The sequence below is a fragment of the Rhodococcus sp. 2G genome, assembly GCF_001886355.1.
Taxonomy (GTDB): Bacteria; Actinomycetota; Actinomycetes; order Mycobacteriales; family Mycobacteriaceae; genus Rhodococcus; species Rhodococcus pyridinivorans.
Genome location: NZ_CP018063.1, coordinates 2936970 through 2959706, shown reverse-complemented (window position 1 = coordinate 2959706; position 22737 = coordinate 2936970). Strand labels below are relative to the sequence as shown.

The following is a 22737-nucleotide window of genomic DNA, read 5'->3' as shown; positions in this document are numbered from 1 at the left end:
GGGGAGCGGCAGCTCGATCGGTCGCCGCGCGGGCCGGAACCCGGACCGCGCGGCGGCCCGGGTTCCGGGCGCGCCAGGTCGCGATCGTGTAACGAATCGGCGCGCCGCGAGGGTATAGAGTTGACGCTTTCGTGCACGCATCAGCCGGATGCGGCGCCGAAGCGCCGGCTCGTACCATGGAGCGGGTTGTTGGGTCAATAGACGAGAGAGCCCCGCGTCGCGCTGCGACCGAGGTTCTCCTGTCCTGGGCATGAGGGGTTGTTAACGAATGACGGCTGACGAGACCGGTGCCAAGGCTGCAGGTGGGGCACGCCGCAGGACCGGCTCCAGCAGGCCCGCTCGTCGACGCCGCACACGTGCACTGACCCTCCCGCAGATGCTCGCCGCGGCCGTGGAGATGGACCCGACGGCCACCGCGGTCGTCCTCGGCGACCGCCGCCTGACCTACGGCGAGCTCGACGAGCAGTCCTCCCGCCTCGCGCGCGTCCTGATCGCGCGCGGCGCGCGGCCCGAAACGTTCGTCGCACTCGGACTCACCCGTTCGATCGAATCGGTCCTCGCCTGGTGGGCCGTCGCGAAGACCGGTGCCGCCTTCGTTCCGATGGACCCGACCTATCCCGCCGACCGCATCGAGCACATGGTCGCCGACTCCGGCTCGCGCTTCGGCCTCACCGTCACCGAGCACCGCGACCGCCTGCCCGACTCGGTGGAATGGCTCTCTCTCGACGGCGCGGAACTGGCCGCCGAGTGCGCGGCGGTGTCCGGGGCGCCGGTCACCTACGCGGACCGCGTCGGATCGCTCTCCGTCGACAACACCGCGTACGTCATCTACACGTCCGGCTCCACCGGCCTCCCGAAGGGTGTCACGGTCACCCACGGGGGTCTGTCGAACCTGTCGGCCGAGCAGCGCGAGCGGTTCAAGATCGACTCGTCCTCCCGCACCATGCATTTCGCGTCGCCGAGCTTCGACGCGTCGATCCTCGAGCTGCTGCTCGCGGTCGGTGCCGGGGCGACCATGGTCATCGTGCCGCCGACGGTCTACGGCGGTGACGAACTCGCCGAACTGCTGCGGAAGGAGGTGGTCACCCACGCGTTCATCACACCGGCCGCGCTGGCGTCGATGGATCCGGCCGGGCTGGACTCGCTGCGCTCGGTCATGGTCGGTGGTGAGGCCTACTCCACCGAGCTGATGGCGAAATGGGCCGGCGACCGCGACTTCTTCAACGTATACGGGCCGACCGAGGCCACCGTCATCGCGACCAGCAGCGACCCGCTCGACGCGGACGGCCCGATGCCGATCGGTGTCGCCCTGCGGGGTGTCTCGGCACACATCCTCGACGGCCGCCTCAACCCGACGCCGATGGGTGTCGCCGGTGAGCTGTACCTCTCCGGACCGGGCGTCGCGCGCGGCTACCACCGGCGTCACGGCCTGACCGCAGAACGCTTCGTCGCGAACCCGTTCACGGACGACGCGGGCACCGAGCCCGGCGCGCGCATGTACCGGACCGGCGACGTCGTGCGCTGGATCGACGGTCCGACCGGGCCGGTCATCGAGTACGTCGGCCGCAGCGACTTCCAGGTCAAGGTCCGCGGCTTCCGCATCGAACTCGGTGAGATCGACGCCGCGCTGTCCGCGCACGACTCCGTCGAGTTCGCCGCGACCGTCGGGCACACGTCCGCGACCGGCGTGACGACGCTGGTGTCGTACGTGCTGCCCGCGGCCGGATCGGTCGTCGACCAGGACGCTCTCAAGGAATTCGTGGGTCGGTCGCTGCCGTCCCACATGGTCCCCTCCGTGGTGATGACCCTCGACGCGATCCCCCTCACCGGGAACGGCAAGCTGGATCGGAAGGCCTTGCCGGAACCGGTGTTCGAAGCCAAGGAGTTCCGCGCTCCGTCGACCCCGACCGAGGAGACCGTCGCGGCCGTGTTCGCCGACCTGCTCGGTGTCGAACGTGTCGGCGTCGACGACGACTTCTTCGAACTCGGCGGCAACTCCCTGATCGCGACCCAGGCGGTGGCCCGCCTCGGAGCCTTCGTCGACACCCGCCTTCCCGTGCGGGACCTGTTCGAGTTCTCCACCGTCGAAGCCTTCGCCGCCTACCTCGATTCGCTCGGCGATGCGGCAGGGCGCATCCCGCTCGTGCCGCAGGACCGGGGTCCCGTTGTCCCGTTGTCGCTCGCACAGCAGCGGATGTGGTTCCTCAACCGGTTCGACACCACGTCGACCGTCAACAACATCCCGTTGGCGATCCGCCTCACCGGCCGCCTCGACGTCGCGGCACTGCGCGCGGCGATCGGCGACGTCGTCGAGCGGCACGAGATCCTGCGGACGGTCTACCCGGAGCTCGACGGCACCGGGCACCAGGTGGTTCTCCCCACCGCCGAGGTCGTCGACGAACTGATCGCCGTTCCGTCGACCGCAGACGAACTCCTCTCGAACGTGGTCGATTTCGTCGACGAGGGATTCGACGTCACCAGCGCGGTCCCGATGCGGATCCGCCTGTTCGCGCTCGGCGAGGACGAACACGTGCTCGTTCTCGTCGTGCACCACATCAGCGCCGACGGCTCGTCGATGGCCCCGCTGACCCGCGACGTCGTCACGGCGTACGCGGCCCGGAGCGTCGGCTCGGCGCCGGCCTGGGAACCGCTGCCGGTCCAGTACGCGGACTTCGCGCTGTGGCAGCGCCGGGTCCTCGGTTCCGAGGACGATGCGGACTCGCTCATCGCCGGGCAGCTCGACTACTGGAAGAACGCGCTCGCCGGGCTGCCCGACGAACTCGCCCTGCCGACCGACCGCCCCCGGCCGCAGACCGCGTCGAATGCCGGTGCGATGTACCGCTTCCCGATCGACGCGGATCTCGTCGCACGCCTCGAAGCGGTGGCCGCCGGCCGGCACGGCACCCTGTTCATGGTGGTCCACAGCGCGCTCGCCGTGCTGCTGGCCCGGCTGTCCGGCACCGAGGACATCGCGATCGGCACGCCCGTTGCGGGACGCGGCGAGCAGGCGCTCGACGACCTGGTCGGCATGTTCGTCAACACCCTCGTGCTGCGGACCCAGGTCTCGCCCGCAGCCACCTTCGCCGAACTCCTCGCCCAGGCCCGCGAGACCGACCTGGGTGCGTTCGGACACGCCGATCTGCCGTTCGAGCGGCTCGTCGAGGTGCTCAACCCCGTCCGGTCGCAGTCGCGGCACCCGTTGTTCCAGGTGGCGCTGTTCTTCCAGAACCTCGAGGAAGCACACCTCGACCTCGCGGGCCTGCGCGTCGAGGGGCTCGACGCCGGCACGACGACCTCACGGTTCGACCTGCAGCTGACCCTGGCCACCGACAGCGAGACCGACGGCATGGTCGGCATGCTCACCTATGCCACCGCGCTGTTCGACGAATCGTCGGTCGTGGAGATCTCGAAGCGGCTGCTGCGCATCCTCGACGCGGTCTCCACCGATCCCACGGTGACGATCGGGGACCTCGAGATCCTCGGCGCCGACGAGCGCCGCGCCCTGCTCGACGCGTGCAACGACACCGAGCACGCGATCGCGGACCATCTGCTGCTCGACGGATTCGACGCGCAGGTTGCCCGCACCCCCGACGCGACCGCCCTCGTGTACGAGGGTCGCGAGCTCACCTACGGCGAGTTCGATGCCGAGGTCAATCGTCTTGCGCGGCAACTGATCTCCCTCGGTGTCGGACCGGAGTCCCGGGTCGCGCTGGCGATGCGCCGGTCCGTCGAACTCGTCGTCGGCATGTACGCGGTGCTCCGCGCGGGCGGCGCCTACGTGCCCGTGGACCCGGACCACCCGGCCTCGCGCACCGAGTACATCCTCGACGCTGCCGAACCCGTCTGCGTGCTCACCACCGAGCGCGACGATCTCACGCTGCCCGAGCGCATCCCGGTCCTGCATCTGGACACCCTCGACCTCGCGCACCTGCCGGCCACGCCGGTCCTGGCGAGCGAGCGCACCGGGGTACTGCGTCCGGACAACACCGCCTACGTCATCTTCACCTCCGGATCCACCGGACGCCCGAAGGGTGTCGCGGTTCCGCACGGCGCGATCGCGAACCAGATGGCCTGGATGCAGGGCGAATACGCATTCACCGAGGCCGACGTCTATCTCCAGAAGACCGCCACCACGTTCGACGTGTCGCTGTGGGGATTCTTCCTGCCGCTGCGGGTCGGCGCGACGCTCGTCGTCGCGACACCCGACGGGCACCGGGACGCCGAGTACGTCGCCCGCACCATCCGGGAACGGTCCGTCACCGTCACCGATTTCGTGCCGTCGATGCTCGCGGTCTTCGTCTCGTACGCGGACCCGGCCGACCTGGTGACGCTGCGCGACGTGTTCGTCATCGGTGAGGCTCTGCCCGCGCAGACCGCGCACGCGTTCGCGTCGGTCTCGTCGGCCGGACTGCACAACCTGTACGGGCCGACCGAGGCGGCCGTGTCGATCACCTACCGGCAGGCCGCGCTCGACGACGCCGGGTCGGTCCCGATCGGTGTGCCGCAGTGGAATTCGAAGGTGTACGTGCTCGACGGCCGGCTGCGTCCCGTGCCGTTCGGTGTCGCGGGTGAGCTGTATCTGTCGGGTGTCCAGCTCGCGCGCGGGTATCACGGCCGGGTCGACCTGACCAGCGACCGTTTCGTCGCCGACCCCTTCGGTCTCTCCGGCGATCGCATGTACCGCACCGGCGACCTCGTCCGCTGGACCCGCACGGCCGACGGTGCACCGGAACTGGTGTACATCGGCCGCACCGACTTCCAGGTGAAGTTCCGCGGCCAGCGCATCGAGCTCGGCGAGATCGAGACGGCCCTGCTCGCCGACCCCACCGTCATGTCCGCATCGGTGCAGGTCGTCGCGACCCCGACCGGCGATCAGCTCGTCGCCTACCTCGTCGCCGAGGCCGGCGCCGACATCGACGAGCAGTCGCTGCTCGTCGGGCTCGGCAAGAGCCTGCCGTCGTACATGGTTCCGGCGGCCGCCGTCGTCCTCGACGCGTTCCCGCTCAACGCGTCCGGCAAGCTCGACCGCAAGGCACTGCCCGAGCCCGTGTTCGAGACCCGTGCGTTCCGTGCCCCCACCACCCCGGTGGAGGAGATCGTCGCCGCGGTGTTCGGCGAGGTGCTCGGCGTCGAGCGGGTCGGTCTCGACGACGACTTCTTCGCGCTTGGCGGCAACTCGCTGATCGCGACCCAGGTCGCGGCGCGACTCGGCGCCGCCCTCGAGGTCCGCGTTCCGGTGCGGGAACTGTTCGAAGCCTCCTCGGTGGAAGGCCTCGCCGCCCGGCTCGAGTCGCACGCCGGTGCCGGTGGACGCGCTGCGCTCACGGCACAGGAACGCCCGGAGCGGATTCCGTTGTCGCTGGCGCAGTCCCGCATGTGGTTCCTCAACCGGTTCGACCCGGACTCGACCGCCTACAACCTGCCGACCGCGCTACGGATCCGCGGTGCCCTCGACGTCGACGCGCTGCGCGCGGCGGTCGCCGACGTGGTGGCGCGGCACGAGTCGCTGCGTACCGTCTACCCGGAGACCGTCGACGGGCCCGTCCAGGTGATCCTGCCCGCGGGACGGGCTTCGGTCGCGATGGACGTCGTCACGGTCGACGAGGCGTCGATCGCCGGGGCGATGGCCGCCTTCGTCGGGCAGCCGTTCGACGTGACCACCGAGATTCCGCTCCGAGCAAGGGTTTTCGAGATCGGTGCCGACGACTTCGTGGTCGTCACGGTCGTCCACCACATCTCCGCCGACGGCTCGTCCGGCGGGCCGTTCGTCCGCGACCTGGTCACCGCGTACACGTCCCGGGTCGGCGGCGGGGTGCCGTCCTGGGAACCGCTCGCGGTGCAGTACGCGGACTATGCGTTGTGGCAGCGGTCGGTGCTGGGCTCGGAGGACGATCCGTCCTCGCTGATCTCGCAGCAGATCCGCCACTGGACCGCTGCCCTGGCCGGGCTGCCGGATCAGTTGGAGTTGCCGGCCGATCGTCCGCGTCCGGCGGTGCAGTCGGTGGCCGGTGCGCGCGTCGATGTGGCGGTGCCGGCGGAGCTGCACGGGCGGTTGGTGCAGTTGGCGCGGGCGCACAACGCGACGTTGTTCATGGTCGTGCACGCGGCGTTGTCGGTGCTGCTGGCGCGGTTGTCGGGCACGTCGGATGTGGCGGTGGGCACGCCGATCGCGGGTCGTGGGGAGCGTGAGCTCGACGATCTGATCGGCATGTTCGTCAACACGTTGGTGTTGCGGGCGGATGTGCGTTCGGGTGGGTCGTTCGAGGAGTTGCTGGGGGCGGTCCGGGAGTCGGATCTGCAGGCGTTCGCGCATGCGGATGTGCCGTTCGAGCGGTTGGTGGAGGTGCTCAATCCGGCGCGGTCGACGGCGCGGCATCCGCTGTTCCAGGTCGGTCTGTCCTTCCAGAATCTCGCCCGGACCTCGCTCGAACTGCCGTCGGTCAGCGTCGAGGGCATCGACCTCGCCGGCGACACCTCGCAGTTCGATCTGCACTGGATCGTGCAGGACACCTACGACGAGGCCGGGGCTCCCACGGGGATCGGCGGTTTCGTGACCTATGCGACGGCGTTGTTCGACGAGTCGACGGTCGTGTCGTTCGTCGGGCGGTTCGTGCGGGTGCTCGAGGAGATCGTGGCGGATCCGTCGCGTCCGGTCGGGGATCTGGAGATCCTCGGTGCGGGGGAGCGGTCTCGGATCCTGGAGTCGTTCAACGACACTGCGCACGAGGTGGATGCGTCGGCGACGTTGGTGTCGTTGTTCGAGGCGCAGGTCGCCGCGACCCCGGACGCGCCGGCCCTCGAATTCGACGGTCGCACCTGGACCTACCGTCAGGTCGACGCGTGGGCGGGTGCGATCGCCCGGCAGCTGGTCGCGCGTGGCGTCGATCCCGAAGAGCGGGTCGCGCTCGGTATGCGCCGCTCGGTGGAGTTGGTGATCGGCATGGTCGCGGTCGCGAAGGCCGGTGGCGCCTACGTGCCGGTGGATCCGGATCAGCCGGCGGAGCGGACCGACTACATTCTCGGCACCGCCGATCCGGTGTGTGTGCTGACCACCCGCGGCGAAGGCTTCGGGACCGAGAGCGATCGCGCCGTCCTGTTCGTCGACTACTTTGTGCCGCAGGATGATTCGACTTCGGACGATTCGGCGGCGGATGTCCCGGTCCACGTGGCGACTCCGGCGCCGGACCATACGGCGTATGTGATCTTCACGTCGGGTTCGACGGGTCGTCCGAAGGGTGTGGCGGTGCCGCATCGGGCGGTGGCGAATCAGTTGGTGTGGAAGGTTGCGGCGTTCGGGTTGGGGCCGGGCGATGCGGTGTTGCTCAAGACTGCGGCGACGTTCGACTTGTCGGTGTGGGAGTTCTGGTCGGCGTTGGTTTCGGGTGGCCGGTTGGTGGTGGCCGAGGCGGAGGGGCATCGGGATCCGGCGTATCTGCTGGGGTTGATGCGGTCGGCGTCGGTGTCGACGTTGCATGTGGTGCCGTCGATGCTCGAGGCTCTGTTGACGGCGGCGTCGTCCTCGGGTTCGGGTGGTGTGTTGGCGTCGTCGTTGCGTCGGGTGCTGGCGATCGGTGAGGCGTTGCCGGGGTCGGTGGCGCAGCGGCTCCGGTCGGTGAATCCGGGTGTGGGGCTGTTCAATCTGTACGGTCCGACGGAGGCTGCGGTGTCGGTGACCTGGCACGAGGTGTCGGATGCCGATGTGGTGGGTGTGCCGATCGGTGTGCCGGAGTGGAATGTGTCGGCGTTCGTGCTGGACGAGCGGTTGCGTCCGGTGCCGGTGGGTGTTGCGGGTGAGTTGTATCTGTCGGGTGTGCAGTTGGCTCGGGGGTATTTCGGTCGGCCGGAGTTGACGGCGGATCGGTTCGTGGCGAACCCGTTCGCCGGTGGGGCGAGCGGAGCGGCGGGGGACGTCACCGCCGGGGCGCGGATGTATCGCACGGGTGATCTGGTGCGGTGGCTGCCGGACGGCACGCTGGACTACCTCGGCCGTACCGATTTCCAGGTGAAGGTGCGTGGTTTCCGGATCGAGCTCGGTGAGATCGAATCGGTTCTGCGGAATCAGGTTTCGGTGTCCCAGGCTGTGGTCGTCGTGCACAGTGACCGGCACACGGGCGAGCAGCTCGTCGGTTACGTCGTCCCCGCGGACGGTGCGGCGGTCGAGGTGTCGGCGCTCGCGGCCGGGGTGGCGGCGGAGTTGCCGTCGTATATGGTGCCCACCGCGTGGGTGGTGCTCGACGCGCTGCCGCTGAACATCAACGGCAAGATCGATCGCAAGGCCTTGCCGGCGCCGCAGGTGGTGCAGCGCGAGTTCCGGGCACCCACGACCCCGGTCGAGGAGGCGGTTGCCGCGGTGTTCGCCGAGGTGCTCGGCGTCGAGCGGGTCGGCTTGGACGACGACTTCTTCGCGCTCGGCGGGAATTCGCTGGTGGCGACGCAGGTGACGGCCCGGTTGGGTGCGGCGCTGGATGCGCAGGTGCCGGTGCGGACGGTGTTCGAGGCGTCGACGGTGGCGGCGCTGGCGGCGGCGGTGGAGTCGCACGCCGGTTCCGGTGCGCGGGCGGCGCTGACGGCGCGTCCGCGTCCGGAGCGGGTGCCGTTGTCGCTGGCGCAGCAGCGGATGTGGTTCCTCAACCGCTTCGAGCCCGACTCCGCGGCCTACAACATCCCGATCCCGATGCGGCTGAGCGGAGCGCTCGACGTCGCCGCGCTCGAAGCGGCGGTCCGTGACGTGATCTCCCGTCACGAGGTCCTGCGCACCTTCTACCCCGAGGTCGACGGCGCCGGCGTCCAGGAAGTGCTCCCGGCCGGGTGGCTGCCGGACGGCCTCGAGCCGGTCCGGGTCGCCGACGAGAACGACCTGCGCACCCGGGTCGCGGAACTGCTGTCCGCGGGCTTCGACGTGACCGTGGCGCCGCCCGTGCGCGGCGCCCTGTTCCGGATCACCGAGGACGAGCACGTGCTCGCACTCGTCGTGCACCACATCGCGGCCGACGGTGTGTCGACCGGACCGCTGGCCCGTGACATCGTCCTGGCCTACACGTCCCGCGTCGGCGGGCAGGCCCCGGCCTGGAAGCCCCTCGAGGTGCAGTACGCGGACTTTGCGCTGTGGCAGCGCGAGGTCCTCGGCGACGAGGACGATCCGGAATCGCTGATCTCCACCCAGCTCGACTACTGGTCCGAGACCCTCGCCGGAACCCCGGACGTGCTGGACCTGCCCACCGACCGACCCCGGCCGGCGGTGCGCACCGGCGTCGGCGGAACCGTCGACTTCGCGGTGCCCGCGGATGTCGTCGCCGGGATCAAGCGCGTGGCGGCCGAGCAGCGCGCCACGCCGTTCATGGTCGTGCACACCGCGCTCGCGGTGCTGCTGGCCCGGCTGTCCGGCAGTGACGACATCACGATCGGCACCCCGGTCGCCGGTCGCGGTGACGCCGCGCTCGACGACCTGGTCGGCATGTTCGTCAACACCCTCGTGTTGCGCACTCCGATCGACCCGGGCGCGTCGTTCCGTGACCTGCTCTCGGGAGCGTCGCGCACCGATCTCGGTGCGTTCGCGCACGCGGACGTCCCGTTCGAGCGCCTCGTGGACCGGATCAATCCCGTGCGCTCGCAGTCGTTCTCACCGCTGTTCCAGGTCATGCTGGCGTTCCAGAACTACAGCCAGTCCGTGGTCGAGCTTCCCGGCCTCTCGGTGTCTGCGCTCGAATTCGATTGGCAGGCAGCACAATACGATCTGTCCGTCACGCTCGTCGAACCCGCCGGAGGCGACGGGTCCTACCTGGGCGAGATCGGCTACGCCGCGGACATCTTCGACGCGGCAACCGTGTCCGCGATCGCGGAGCGCCTCGTCCGTGTTCTCGCGGCCACGACCGCGGATCCGGACGTCGTCGTCGGCGACCTCGAACTGGTCGACGACGGCGAACGCCACCGGATGCTCGTCGAGTGGAACGACACGGCCCGCCCCGCGACCGGCGAACTGCTGCTCGACGGATTCGCCGCGCAGGTGCAGCGGACGCCGGACGCACCGGCGGTCGTGTTCCGCGACGAGATCCTCGACTACGCGGCGTTCGACCGCCGGGTGAACGCGCTTGCGCGGGTTCTCGTCGACCGGGGCGTGGGCCCGGAAGTGCTGGTCGGCGTGTGCATGAGCCGATCCGTCGACATGCTGGTCGCGATCTACGCGATCCTGCGGGCGGGCGGCGGCTACGTCCCGATCGATCCGGAGCATCCCCTCGACCGCACGGCGTACGTGCTCGAGGTCGCGGCACCGTTGCTCGTGCTCACCACCGCGGCGGACCGTGACGCCCTGCCGGGCGAGGTCGCGGCGATCGACGTCGCGGACCTCGACCTCGATGTCGACACGGCGCAGGTCGTGACGGCCGCCGGTCTGCGACCGGACAACACCGCGTACGTGATCTTCACGTCGGGTTCGACGGGACGTCCGAAGGGCGTCGCCGTCTCGCACCGGTCCGTCGTCAACCAGATCGCCTGGATGGCCGAGCGGTACGACCTCGGAGCCGGGGACACCGCGCTGCACAAGACCCCCATCACGTTCGACGCGTGTGTGTGGGAGCTGTTCTACCCGCTGCAGGCCGGTGCCCGGCTGGTGATCGCCGAGCCCGGCGGCCACCGCGACCCCGAGTATCTCGTGCAGGTCTCCCGCCGGTGGGACGTGTGCATCCTCGAGTTCGTTCCGTCGATGCTCGCGCTGTTCCTCGCCGACGACGGCCTCGCCCTGCCCCCGTCGCTGCGGTACCTGTCGGTCGGTGGCGAGGCACTGCCCCCGGAACTGGTGGCGCGTTTCGTGTCGCGTTCGGATGCGGTGCTCGACAACACCTACGGGCCGACCGAGGTGACCGTGACCTCGACGGTGTTCCGTTGTGTCGCAGAGGAATCCTCGTCGGTTCCGATCGGCGAGCCGATCCGTGGCGTCCGTGCGTACGTCCTCGACGCACGCCTGCATCCGGTGCCCGTCGGTGTCCCCGGCGAGCTGTACCTGTCGGGTGTCCAGGTCGCCCGCGGCTACCTCGGCCGGCCGGACCTGACCGCGGAGCGTTTCGTCGCCGACCCGTTCGCCGGGGCGAGCGAAGCGACGGGGAATGTCGCCGGGGCGAGCGAAGCGACGGGGAATGGCACGGCCGACGCCGGTGGTCGCCTCTACCGCACCGGCGACCTGGTGCGGTGGCTGCCCGACGGCACGCTGGACTACCTCGGCCGCACCGACTTCCAGGTGAAGGTGCGTGGTCTGCGCATCGAACTCGGCGAGATCGAGACGGCGCTGACCGACCTGTCCGAGATCGGGCAGTCCGTCGTGGTGGTCCACGACGGTGAATTCGGGCAGCAGCTCGTCGCCTACGTGGTGCCGTCGTCGGGCGCGACCGTCGATGTCGACGCCGCCCGCGACCGCCTCGGCGAATCGCTGCCCCGGTACATGGTTCCCGACGTCGTGATGGTGCTGGACGAGCTTCCGCTCAACCACTCCGGCAAGCTCGACCGGCGCGCCCTGCCGGAGCCGGCGCTCGCCGTGCGCGAGTTCCGCGCCCCGACGACCGCGGTCGAGGAGATCGTCGCCGCCGTCTACGCCGAGGTTCTCGGTCTCGATCGCGTCGGACTCGACGACGACTTCTTCGCTCTGGGCGGCAACTCGCTCGTCGCAACCCAGGTGGTCTCCCGGATCGGCAGCGAACTCGACACCCGGATCCCGGTGCGCGCGCTGTTCGAGGCCCCGACGGTCGCCGCACTCGCCGCGGTCGCCGAGCAGCACGCCGGTGCCGGCGGCCGGGTCGCGCTCACCACGCGGCCGCGCCCGGACCGTATTCCGTTGTCGCTGGCGCAGTCCCGGATGTGGTTCCTCAACCGGTTCGATCCGGAATCGGCCGCGTACAACGTGCCGGTCGCGATCCGCCTGACGGGTGAACTCGACGTGACGGCGCTCGAAGCGGCCGTCAACGACGTCGTCGCCCGGCACGAAGCCCTGCGCACCGTGTACCCGGAGGTCGACGGCGCCGGCACGCAGGTGATCCTGCCGGCCGGGCAGACGCGGATCGAGCTCCCGCCGCTCGAGGTGACCGAGTCCGAGGCGCTCGAGCGGGTGTTCGCAGCCGTGGGAACCGGATTCGACGTCACCACCGCTGTGCCGGTGCGCGCGGAACTGCTGCGCGTCGCCCCGGACGAGCACGTCCTGGTGGTCGTGGCGCACCACATCGCCGCCGACGGTTTCTCGATGGGACCGCTGACCCGTGACGTGATGGTCGCGTACGCGTCCCGGTCGCGCGGGGAGCACCCGTCGTGGGCGCCGTTGCCGGTGCAGTACGCGGACTACACGCTGTGGCAGCGCGAGGTCCTGGGAGCCGAGGACGATCCGCAGTCGCTGATCGCCGGCCAGCTCGACTACTGGACCACCGCGCTGGAGGGTGTGCCGGATCAGCTGGATCTGCCCACCGACCGGCCCCGGCCGGCCGTCGCGTCGAACACCGGCCGCGACCACCGCTTCGAGATCGGAGCGGACGTCCAGGCCGGCATCGCCGACCTGGCACGGCGTACGGGCGTGACCGCGTTCATGGTGGTGCACGCGGCGCTGGCCGCGGTCCTGGCGCGCGTGTCCGGCAGCGACGACATCGCGATCGGCACGCCGGTCGCCGGTCGTGGCGAGGCCGCGCTGGACGACGTGGTGGGCATGTTCGTCAACACCCTCGTTCTGAGGACGCGCGTCGACGGCGGAGAGCCGTTCACCGACCTGCTGTCCCGGGTCAAGGACACCGATCTCGGTGCGTTCGGGCACGCCGACGTGCCGTTCGAGCGGCTCGTCGAGGTGCTGGATCCGCCGCGGTCGCAGGCGCGGCACCCGCTGTTCCAGGTGATGCTCACGTTCGAGAACATCGGGCAGTCGAGCTTCGAGCTGCCGGGGCTGACGGTCGCCGGTGTTCAGGCCGAGAACCGCACGGCGAAGTTCGACCTGCAGTTCGTGCTGTCGGACACGTTCACCGCCGACGGATCGCCCGCGGGAATCGCCGCCGGTGTCACCTACGCGACCGATCTGTTCGACGAGGCGACCGTGGCGTCGCTCGCGCAGCGGTTCACCCGGGTGCTCGCGGCGGTCGTCGCCGATCCGGCGCTGCGGGTCGGAGCTGTTCCGGTGCTGGATGCGGCCGAACGGATCTCGGTCCTCGAAACGTGGAACGACACCGCACACGGGACGGATTCGACCGCGACCCTCGTCGATCTGTTCGAGGCGCAGGTCGTGCGCACTCCGGACGCCCCGGCGGTCGTGTTCGGTGACGAGACCCTGACCTACCGCGAATTCGCGTCGCGGGTGCACCGGCTGGCGCGGGTCCTGATCGCGTCGGGTGTCGGTCCCGATGCGCTCGTCGCCCTGACGACGCGTCGCTCGACGGAACTGCTCGTCGGCATGTACGCGGTGGTCGTGGCGGGCGGTGCGTACGTGCCGATCGATCCCGACCAGCCGGCCGAACGCAACGACTACGTGCTCGCGACCGCGGATCCCGTGCTCGTGCTGTCCACGAGCACGGACGCGATCGAGGCGCCGGGCCGGGACGTGGTGCTGCTCGATCGGCTCGACGTCTCCGACTACCCGGACGGTCCCGTCACGGACGCCGAACGGCTCGGTGCCGTCCTCCCGGACAACACCGCCTACGTGATCTTCACGTCCGGTTCGACGGGCCGCCCGAAGGGTGTGGCGGTCGCGCACGCCGCGATCGTCAACCGTCTGCTGTGGATGCAGGGGCAGTACGAGCTGACCGCGGACGACGTGGTCGTGCAGAAGACTCCGTTCACGTTCGACGTGTCGGTCTGGGAGTTCTTCTGGCCCTTGCAGATCGGTGCCCGCCTGGTCGTCGCGGCACCGGACGTGCACCGCGATCCGGCGGCGCTGGCCCGGCTCGTCGCCGACGCCGGTGTCACGGTGGTGCACTTCGTGCCGTCGATGTTCGCCGCCTACGTCGCCGAGCCGAGCGCGGCGGCGGGTTCCGGACTGCGGATGGTGTTCGCCTCCGGTGAGGCGCTCCCCGCGCCGATCGCCGCGCGGATGCGGGAACTCGTGCCCGGGGTCGCCGTGCACAACCTCTACGGCCCGACCGAGGCCGCGGTGGACGTGACCTTCCACGAGGTCACCGACGCGGACGTCGTGACCGTGCCGATCGGTGCGCCCGTGTGGAACACCCGGGTGTACGTGCTCGACGCACGCTTGCAGCCGGTGCCCGTGGGTGTCGCCGGTGAGCTGTACCTGTCGGGTGTCCAGGTCGCGCGCGGCTACGTGCGGCGCCCCGACCTGTCCGCGGAACGGTTCGTCGCCGACCCGTTCGTCGGGGCGAGCGAAGCGACGGGGAACGGCACGATCGGCGCGCGCATGTACCGGACCGGCGACCTCGTGAAGTGGTCGGCCGCCGGGGAACTGGAATACATCGGCCGCACCGACTTCCAGGTGAAGGTCCGCGGTCTGCGCATCGAACTCGGCGAGATCGAGTCGGCGCTGACGGACCTGCCCGAGATCGCCCAGTCCGTCGTGGTGGTCCACGACGGCGAACTCGGGCAGCAGCTCGTCGCGTACGTCGTGCCGGCCGACGGCGCGGATGTCGATGTGGCCGCGGTGAAGTCCGCGGTCGGCGCACGCGTGCCCGGGTACATGGTTCCCGATGTGGTGACCGTGCTCGACGCGTTCCCGCTCAACGCCAGCGGCAAGCTCGACCGCAAGGCCCTGCCCGCCCCGGTGTTCGAGGCCCGGGAGTTCCGTGCCCCGGCCACCCCGGTCGAGGAGATCGTCGCCGCCACGTTCGCGCACGTTCTCGGTGTCGATCGCGTCGGTGCCGACGACGACTTCTTCGCGCTCGGCGGCAACTCGCTCGTCGCGACGCAGGTCGCGGCCAGGCTCGGGGCGGCCCTCGACACCGAGGTACCCGTGCGGGTCCTGTTCGAGGATTCGACGGTGACGGCCCTCGCGGCCCGGGTCGAATCCCGCGCCGGTTCGGGCCGGCGTGCGCCGCTCGAGCCGCAGCCGCGCCCGGACCGGATCCCGCTGTCGCTGGCGCAGTCCCGCATGTGGTTCCTCAACCGGTTCGACACCGCCTCCGCGGTCGACAACATCCCGGTGGCGGTGCGCCTGTCCGGCGAACTCGACGTCGACGCGCTGCGTGCGGCGGTCGCCGACGTCGTGGCCCGGCACGAGGTGCTCCGCACCGTCTACCCGGAGGTCGACGGCGGCGGGCACCAGGTGGTGCTGCCCGCCGGTGAGGCCGGGGTCGAACTGGACGTGCGAGCCGTCACCGCGGATTCGGCGTTCGAGGTGGTCACCGAGATCGTCGAGTCCGGATTCGACGTCACCACGGAGGTTCCCGTGCGTGCCGCGCTGCTGCAGCTCGGCGACGGCGAACACGTCCTGGTCTTCTCGGTCCATCACATCGCCGCCGACGGTTTCTCGATGGCACCGCTGACCCGTGACGTGATGATCGCGTACGCCGCGCGTTCGCGCGGCGAGGCCCCGGCGTGGGCACCGTTGCCGGTGCAGTACGCCGACTTCACGCTCTGGCAGCGCGAGGTGCTCGGCGCCGAGTCCGATCCCGATTCGGTGATCGCACGGCAGCTCGGCTACTGGACCGAACGGCTGGCGGGCATCCCCGACCAGCTGGACCTCCCGAGCGACCGGCCGCGGCCGGCGGTGGCCACCAACCGGGGTGCGGCGTACACGTTCACGCTCCCGGCGCGGCTGCAGGACGCGATCGGCGCGCTGGCGCGTGACCGTCAGGCGACCCCGTTCATGGTCGTGCACGCGGCCCTCGCGTCCCTGTTGGCGCGGCTGTCCGGCACCGACGACATCGCGATCGGCGCACCCATCGCGGGCCGCGGCGAGGCCGCGCTCGACGACCTCGTCGGCATGTTCGTCAACACGCTGGTCCTGCGCACGGACGTCGCGGCAGGCGAACCGTTCGAGGAACTGCTCGGCCGGGTCCGGTCCACCGACCTCGGGGCGTTCGCGCACGCCGACGTGCCGTTCGAGCGTCTCGTCGAGGTGCTCGACCCGGCACGGTCGCAAGGCCGGCACCCGCTGTTCCAGGTGGCGCTGTTCTTCCAGAACATGAACCGCACCGCGCTCGAACTCGGCGGACTGTCCGTCGCGCCCGTCGAAACCGAGACGCATCTCGTCAAGTTCGACCTGCAGGTCGCGGTCGCCGAGATGTTCGACGACGCCGGCGCATCGGCCGGTGCCGCGGTGGAGCTCCAGTACGCCACCGACCTGTTCTACGAGTCGACGATCGTCGCGTTCGCGGACCGCTTCGTGCGGATACTCGAAGCGGTGACCACCGACCCGGCGATCGCCGTCGGTGACCTGCCGGTCCTCGCCGCGGACGAACGCGCCGAGATCGTCGACGCGCGCAACCGGACGCAGCACCCCACCGTCGACACCCTGCTGCTCGACAGCTTCGACCGGCAGGTGGTCCTGACTCCGGACGCGAATGCTGTGGTCTACGAAGGTGATTCGCTGACCTACGCAGAATTCGACGCTCGTGTCACCTCGCTCGCGCGGCACCTGATCGGGCTCGGGGTGGGGCCGGAGTCGCGGGTCGCGCTCGCGATGCGACGCTCGCTCGAGCTGGTCGTCGGCATGTACGCCGTGCTCCGCGCGGGCGGCGCGTACGTGCCGGTCGATCCGGACCATCCGGCCGATCGCATCGCCTACATCCTCGACGCGGCGGACCCGGTCGCGGTGCTCAGCACCGAACGGGACGAATTCACCGCCGCGAGCGGCCGGACTGTGCTGTTCCTCGACGCCCTGGACCTGTCCGATGTCCCGACCGATCCGATCGAGGACTCCGAGCGGATCGGGTCCGTGCACGCCGGCAACACCGCGTACGTGATCTTCACGTCCGGGTCCACAGGCAAGCCCAAGGGCGTCGCGGTCCCGCACGGCGCGATCGTCAACCAGATGGAATGGATGCAGGGGCAGTACCGGTTCACCGAGGCCGATGTGTACCTGCAGAAGACCGCGACGACGTTCGACGTGTCGCTGTGGGGCTTCTTCCTGCCCCTGCGGGTCGGGGCGACCCTCGTCGTCGCGACCCCGGACGGGCACCGCGACCCGCTCTACCTCGCGGAGCGGATCCGTTCGGCGGGGGTCACGGTCACCGACTTCGTTCCGTCGATGCTGTCGGTGTTCGTCTCCGCGGTGGCGCCGGGCGACGTCGCGGGCCTGCGCGACGTGTTCGTCATCGGTGAGGCCCTGCCCGCAGCGACCGCCGAGGCATTCGCGCGGATCAGCGGCGCCGGGCTGCACAACCTGTACGGCCCGACCGAGGCCGCCGTCTCGATCACCTACCGGCAGGCCGCACCGGGCGATGCCGGCTCGGTGCCGATCGGTGTGCCGCAGTGGAATTCGAAGGTCTACGTCCTCGACTCCCGCCTGAATCCGGTGCCCGACGGCGTGCCCGGCGAGCTGTACCTCTCGGGCGTGCAGTTGGCGCGCGGCTACCACGGCCGGGTCGACCTCACGAGTGACCGGTTCGTGGCCGACAGGTTCGAGGTGGGCGAGCGGATGTACCGCACCGGTGACCTCGTGTACTGGCAGGGCGGTGAACTCGTCTACATCGGGCGCACCGACTTCCAGGTCAAGTTCCGCGGCCAGCGCATCGAGCTCGGAGAGATCGAGGCGGCGCTGCTCGACGACGACGCGGTCATCTCCGCGGCGGTGCTCGTCGTCGACACCGCCACCGGTGAACAGCTCGTCGCGTACATCGTGCCGGGGGCGCCGGAGTCGTTCGACCTCGATCGGGCCCGCGAGTCGTTGAGCCGGAAGCTGCCGACCTACATGATGCCGTCGGCGTTCGTCGTGCTCGACGCGTTCCCGCTCAACGCATCGGGCAAGCTCGACCGCAAGGCCCTGCCGGCGCCGGTGTTCGAGGCGCGGGAGTTCCGGGCTCCGTCGACCCCGGTCGAGCAGATCGTCGCCGGGGTGTTCGCGGACGTTCTCGGCATCGACACGATCGGTGTGGACGACGACTTCTTTGAGCTCGGCGGCAACTCGCTCGTCGCGACCCAGGTCGTGGCCAGGCTCGGAGCGGCGCTCGACGCCGTGGTGCCGGTGCGTGCGCTCTTCGAGGCGACGACCGTCGAAGCGCTCGCCGCGCGTCTCGAGTCGCACACCGGGGGACCGGGCCGTGCCGCTCTCGTGCCGCAGCCCCGCCCCGACCGGATCCCGTTGTCGGCGGCGCAGTCCCGCATGTGGTTCCTCAACCGCTTCGACCCGGATTCGGCCGCGTACAACATCCCGATCGCGATCCGCATGTCGGGCACACTCGACGTGGCGGCCCTGCAGCTCGCCGTCGACGACGTGGTCGCCCGCCACGAGGTGCTGCGCACCGTCTACCCGGAGGCCGACGGCACCGGCGTGCAGGACGTGCTGTCCCCGGAGCGGGCCCGCCTGGCCCTGGCCGTCGAGAACGTCTCGGAGACCTCCGTACTCGAGCGGGTCGCCGAGCTGGTCACGGCCGGGTTCGACGTCACGACGGAGGTTCCGGTCCGCGCGGCTCTGCTGCGGATCGCTGTGGACGACCACGTGTTCGTGTTCGTCGCGCACCACATCGCCGCGGACGGCTTCTCGATCGCGCCGCTGACCCGCGACGTCGTCACGGCGTACGCGGCCCGCGTGCAGGGTGGCACCCCCACCTGGGCGCCGCTTCCGGTGCAGTACGCGGACTACACGCTGTGGCAGCGGGACGTGCTCGGTGACGAGGCGGATCCGCAGTCGCTGCTCGCCCAGCAGCTCGGGTACTGGACCGAAGCCCTCGCCGGGGCTCCGGAGGAGGTGACGCTGCCGACCGACCGGCCGCGTCCCGCCGCGCTGTCGCACCACGGTGCCACCCACCGGTTCACCGTTCCCGCCGACGTGCGCGCCGGTATCGACCGGCTGGCGGCGGAGCGGGGATCGACGCCGTTCATGGTGGTGCACGCCGCGTTGGCGCTGCTGCTGGCGCGGTTGTCCGGCAGTGACGACGTGACCGTCGGTGCTCCGGTGGCCGGTCGAGGTGACGCCGCGCTCGACGATCTCGTCGGCATGTTCGTCAACACGCTCGTGCTGCGCACCCCCGTGGTGGCCGACGAGACGTTCTCGGACCTGCTGGCGCGTGCCCGGACGACGGATCTCGGCGCGTTCGGACACGCCGACATTCCGTTCGAGCGCCTCGTCGAAGCGCTCGACGTCGAACGGTCCACCGCGCGCAACCCGCTGTTCCAGGTGGCTCTGGTGTTCCAGAACCAGCCGACCGCGGCGTTCGATCTCGGTGGACTGCGGCTCGCCGCAGTCGAATTCGAGGACGGAGTCTCGCGCTTCGACCTGCAGGTGACCGTCACCGAGATCGGTGCCGGCGGCGAATACCGCGTCGACCTGACCTACGCGACCGACCTGTTCGACGAGTCGACCGTGGTGGCGTTCGCCGAGCGGTTCGGCCGGGTTCTCGCCGCGGTCACCGCCGATCCCACGATCGTCGTCGGGGACGTCGAGGTCCTCGCGGACTCCGAGCGCGCGGCCCTCGTCGGCGCCGCCCGCGCGGGCGCCACCGCTGCCCGCGCTCCTCGCGGCCGGGTGTGGACCTCGACCCTGCCCGCGCTCATGGCGGAGGTCGTCGCGAAGAACCCGCACGGGACCGCGCTGGTCTTCGGTGACCGTTCGCTGACCTACCGGGAACTCGACGAGCAGTCCTCGCGCCTGGCGCGGGTGCTGCTCGGCCGGGGAATCGGGTCGTCCGATCTCGTCGCGATCGCGGTGCCGCGGTCGATCGAGTCCGTGCTCGCCGTGTGGGCGGTCGCGAAGACCGGCGCCGGTTACGTCCCGGTCGACGTGAAGTACCCGGCCGATCGGGTCGCGCACATGATCGACGATTCGGGAGTCGTTCTGGGCCTGACGATGTCGGCGCACGTCGACGCACTGTCGGACGGTGTCGACTGGCTCGTGCTCGACGACGAGGACGTGCGATCCCGGTGTGCTGCCGAATCCGATGCTCCGGTCACCTACCGGGATCTGCCCGCACCGATCCGGTCGTCGCAGGTCGCGTACGTGATCTACACGTCCGGTTCGACGGGCCTCCCGAAGGGCGTCGCTGTCACCCACGCCGGTCTACACAACTTCTGCGTCGAGCAGTACGAGAGGTACTCGCCGACGGAGCAGTCGCGCGTCCTGCACGTGGCATCGCCGAGTTTCGACGCGTCCGTCCTCGAACTGCTGCTGGCGCTCGGTGCGGCCTCGACGATGGTGGTCTCGCCGCCGGACGTGTTCGGCGGGGACGCGCTCGAGGACCTGATCCGGCGCGAGTCGGTGACGCACGCGTTCATTACCCCGACGGTGCTGGCGTCGATGGACCCGGCGGGTCTGGATTCGCTGCAGCATCTCGTCGCCGGTGGCGAGGCGGTCTCGGCGGACATCGTGGAGAAGTGGGCGCCCGGACGGTCGCTGTACAACGGCTACGGGCCGACGGAGACGACGATCATGTCGAACATCTCCGAGCCGATGGTCCCCGGTGCGCCGGTCACGATCGGTGGGCCGATCCGGGGAATGCGGGAATTGGTTCTCGACAGCCGATTGCGGCCCGTTCCGGTGGGTGTGCCCGGCGAGTTGTACATCGCCGGTGTGCAACTCGCCCGCGGATACCACGAGCGTCGCGGTCTGACCGCGGAGCGATTCGTCGCGGATCCGTTCGGCGTTCCCGGTGACCGCATGTACCGCACGGGCGATGTCGTGACCTGGACGGCGGACGGCGAGATCGCCTACGTCGGGCGCAGCGACTTCCAGGTCAAGATCCGCGGTCTGCGTATCGAACTCGGTGAGATCGATGCGGCCCTGTCCGCGCATCCCTCCGTCGACGTGGCCGCGACGGTCGCGCACAAGGACGGCGAGTCCACTTCGGCTCAGCTCGTCGGATACGTCCTGCCAGTGGCGGGGGAGCGGATCGATCCGGCCGAACTCAAGGAGTTCGTGGCGAGAAGCGTTCCCTCGCACATGGTTCCGTCGGCGATCATGGTCCTCGACGAGCTGCCGCTGACCCCGGTCGGCAAGCTGGATCGCCGGGCCCTGCCGGTGCCGGTGTTCGAGGCGCGGGAGTTCCGCGCACCCGTCACGCCGGTCGAACTCGCGGTCGCAGCCGTGTTCGCCGAGGTCCTCGGCGTCGAACGGGTCGGCCTCGACGACGACTTCTTCGAACTGGGCGGGCATTCGCTGCTGGTGATCAAGGTGATCAACCGGTTGCGGGACCTGACCGGTCTCGAGGTCGGCGTCCAGGAGTTGTTCGACCACCCGCAGGTCGAGGATCTCGCGCGGGCGATCGACCCGCAGCGCAGCGGCCCGGACGTCGCGAGCTTCGCGGAACACGTGAGCCTTGCCGCGGACATCACCGCCGACGGGGCACAGCCGCCGCGCGTCGAACCCGAGGTCGTGCTGCTGACCGGCGCCACCGGTTTTCTCGGCTCGCACCTGGTGCGGGAACTACTCGATCGCACCGACGCCGAGGTGTGGTGCCTCGTCCGGGCCGAGTCGCCCGAACACGGTCACGCCCGCATCGTGGAATCGATGCGCCGCTTTGGATCCTGGCGGGACACCGGAGTCGACCGCATCGTCGCGGTGCCGGGTGACCTCGGCCAGGATCGGCTCGCGCTCGACGAGGACCGGTTCGCCGAACTCGCCGAGCGAGTCGACGCCATCGTGCACAACGGGGCACGCGTCAACCACATCGAGACGTACAGCCGGTTGCACCGGCCGAACGTGCTCGCGACCGAGGAACTGCTTCGTCTCGCCGCAACCGTCCGTTTGAAGCCGTTGCACTTCGTGTCCACCGGTTCGGTGCTCACCGACGAGGTAGCGCTCGCCGAGGGACGGCCGTACATTGCGGCGGAGGATGACATCCTCGAAGCCGAGCGGGTCGGTGGTTCGGGCTATGTCCAGTCGAAGTGGGTGGGGGAGGCGGTGGCCCGCCTCGCCGGCGAACGGGGCCTCCCGGTCTCGATATACCGACCGGGTCTGATCACGGGCGACGTGGTGACCGGCGCGTGCGGGTCCGACGACGCGTTCTGGAACATGGTGCGCGCCATCGTCGCTCTGCGGAAGATCCCTGACATAGCGACAGGCACGGTGCCGATGGTCCCGGTCAACTACGTCGCCCGGGCACTGGTGCAACTGGCGATGAATCCCGAGACGTGGGGGGGGACCTTCCACCTCGTCTCGCCGCGACGTGTCTCGATGGGTGATCTCGAAACTCGACTGCGGGCGTATGGATACGACCTGGAAACCGTGACCGTTCCCGAGTTCGGTGAGGCGCTGTTCACCACGGCGGAGAAGCTCTCGGCCGTCGGTGACGACAGCCTCATGCGGGCGATGCTCGTGTCGGGTCAGTTCGCAACCGGCCTGGCCGAGATCGAGACGTTCTCGGATGACAGGACTCGTGCGTATCTCGAGGGGTCCGGCGTGGATTGCCCGGTCGTCGACGCCGAGGTGCTCGGACGGTATGTGGAGTACTACGCACGCACCGGGTTCTTCCGGCAACTCGACGATGCCGACCGAAAGGATGACCGGTAGACAACAGGCATCTCCGTGCCGGTCGGGTCGACCGGGTGGCGTGTGCTGTGCGAAGGCGGTGCAGACAGGAGCCGCGCGGGAGTTGCGGGCCCGTCACGAGATTTCGGGGGTAGACGCGCGAAGCCTTTACGGTATCGTCACGGTGGGCAAGTAGCGCGAATCGGGGTCGC

Annotated in this window: 1 protein-coding gene; it reads left to right on the top strand. The window is 70.1% G+C overall.

From position 1 onward, the window contains the following. Positions 1–268 precede the first annotated feature (268 nt). Positions 269–22567: a non-ribosomal peptide synthetase gene (locus BO226_RS13950; protein ID WP_083543635.1), complete on the top strand. Its 22299-nt coding sequence runs from the start codon at positions 269–271 to the stop codon at positions 22565–22567. Positions 22568–22737 lie beyond the last annotated feature (170 nt).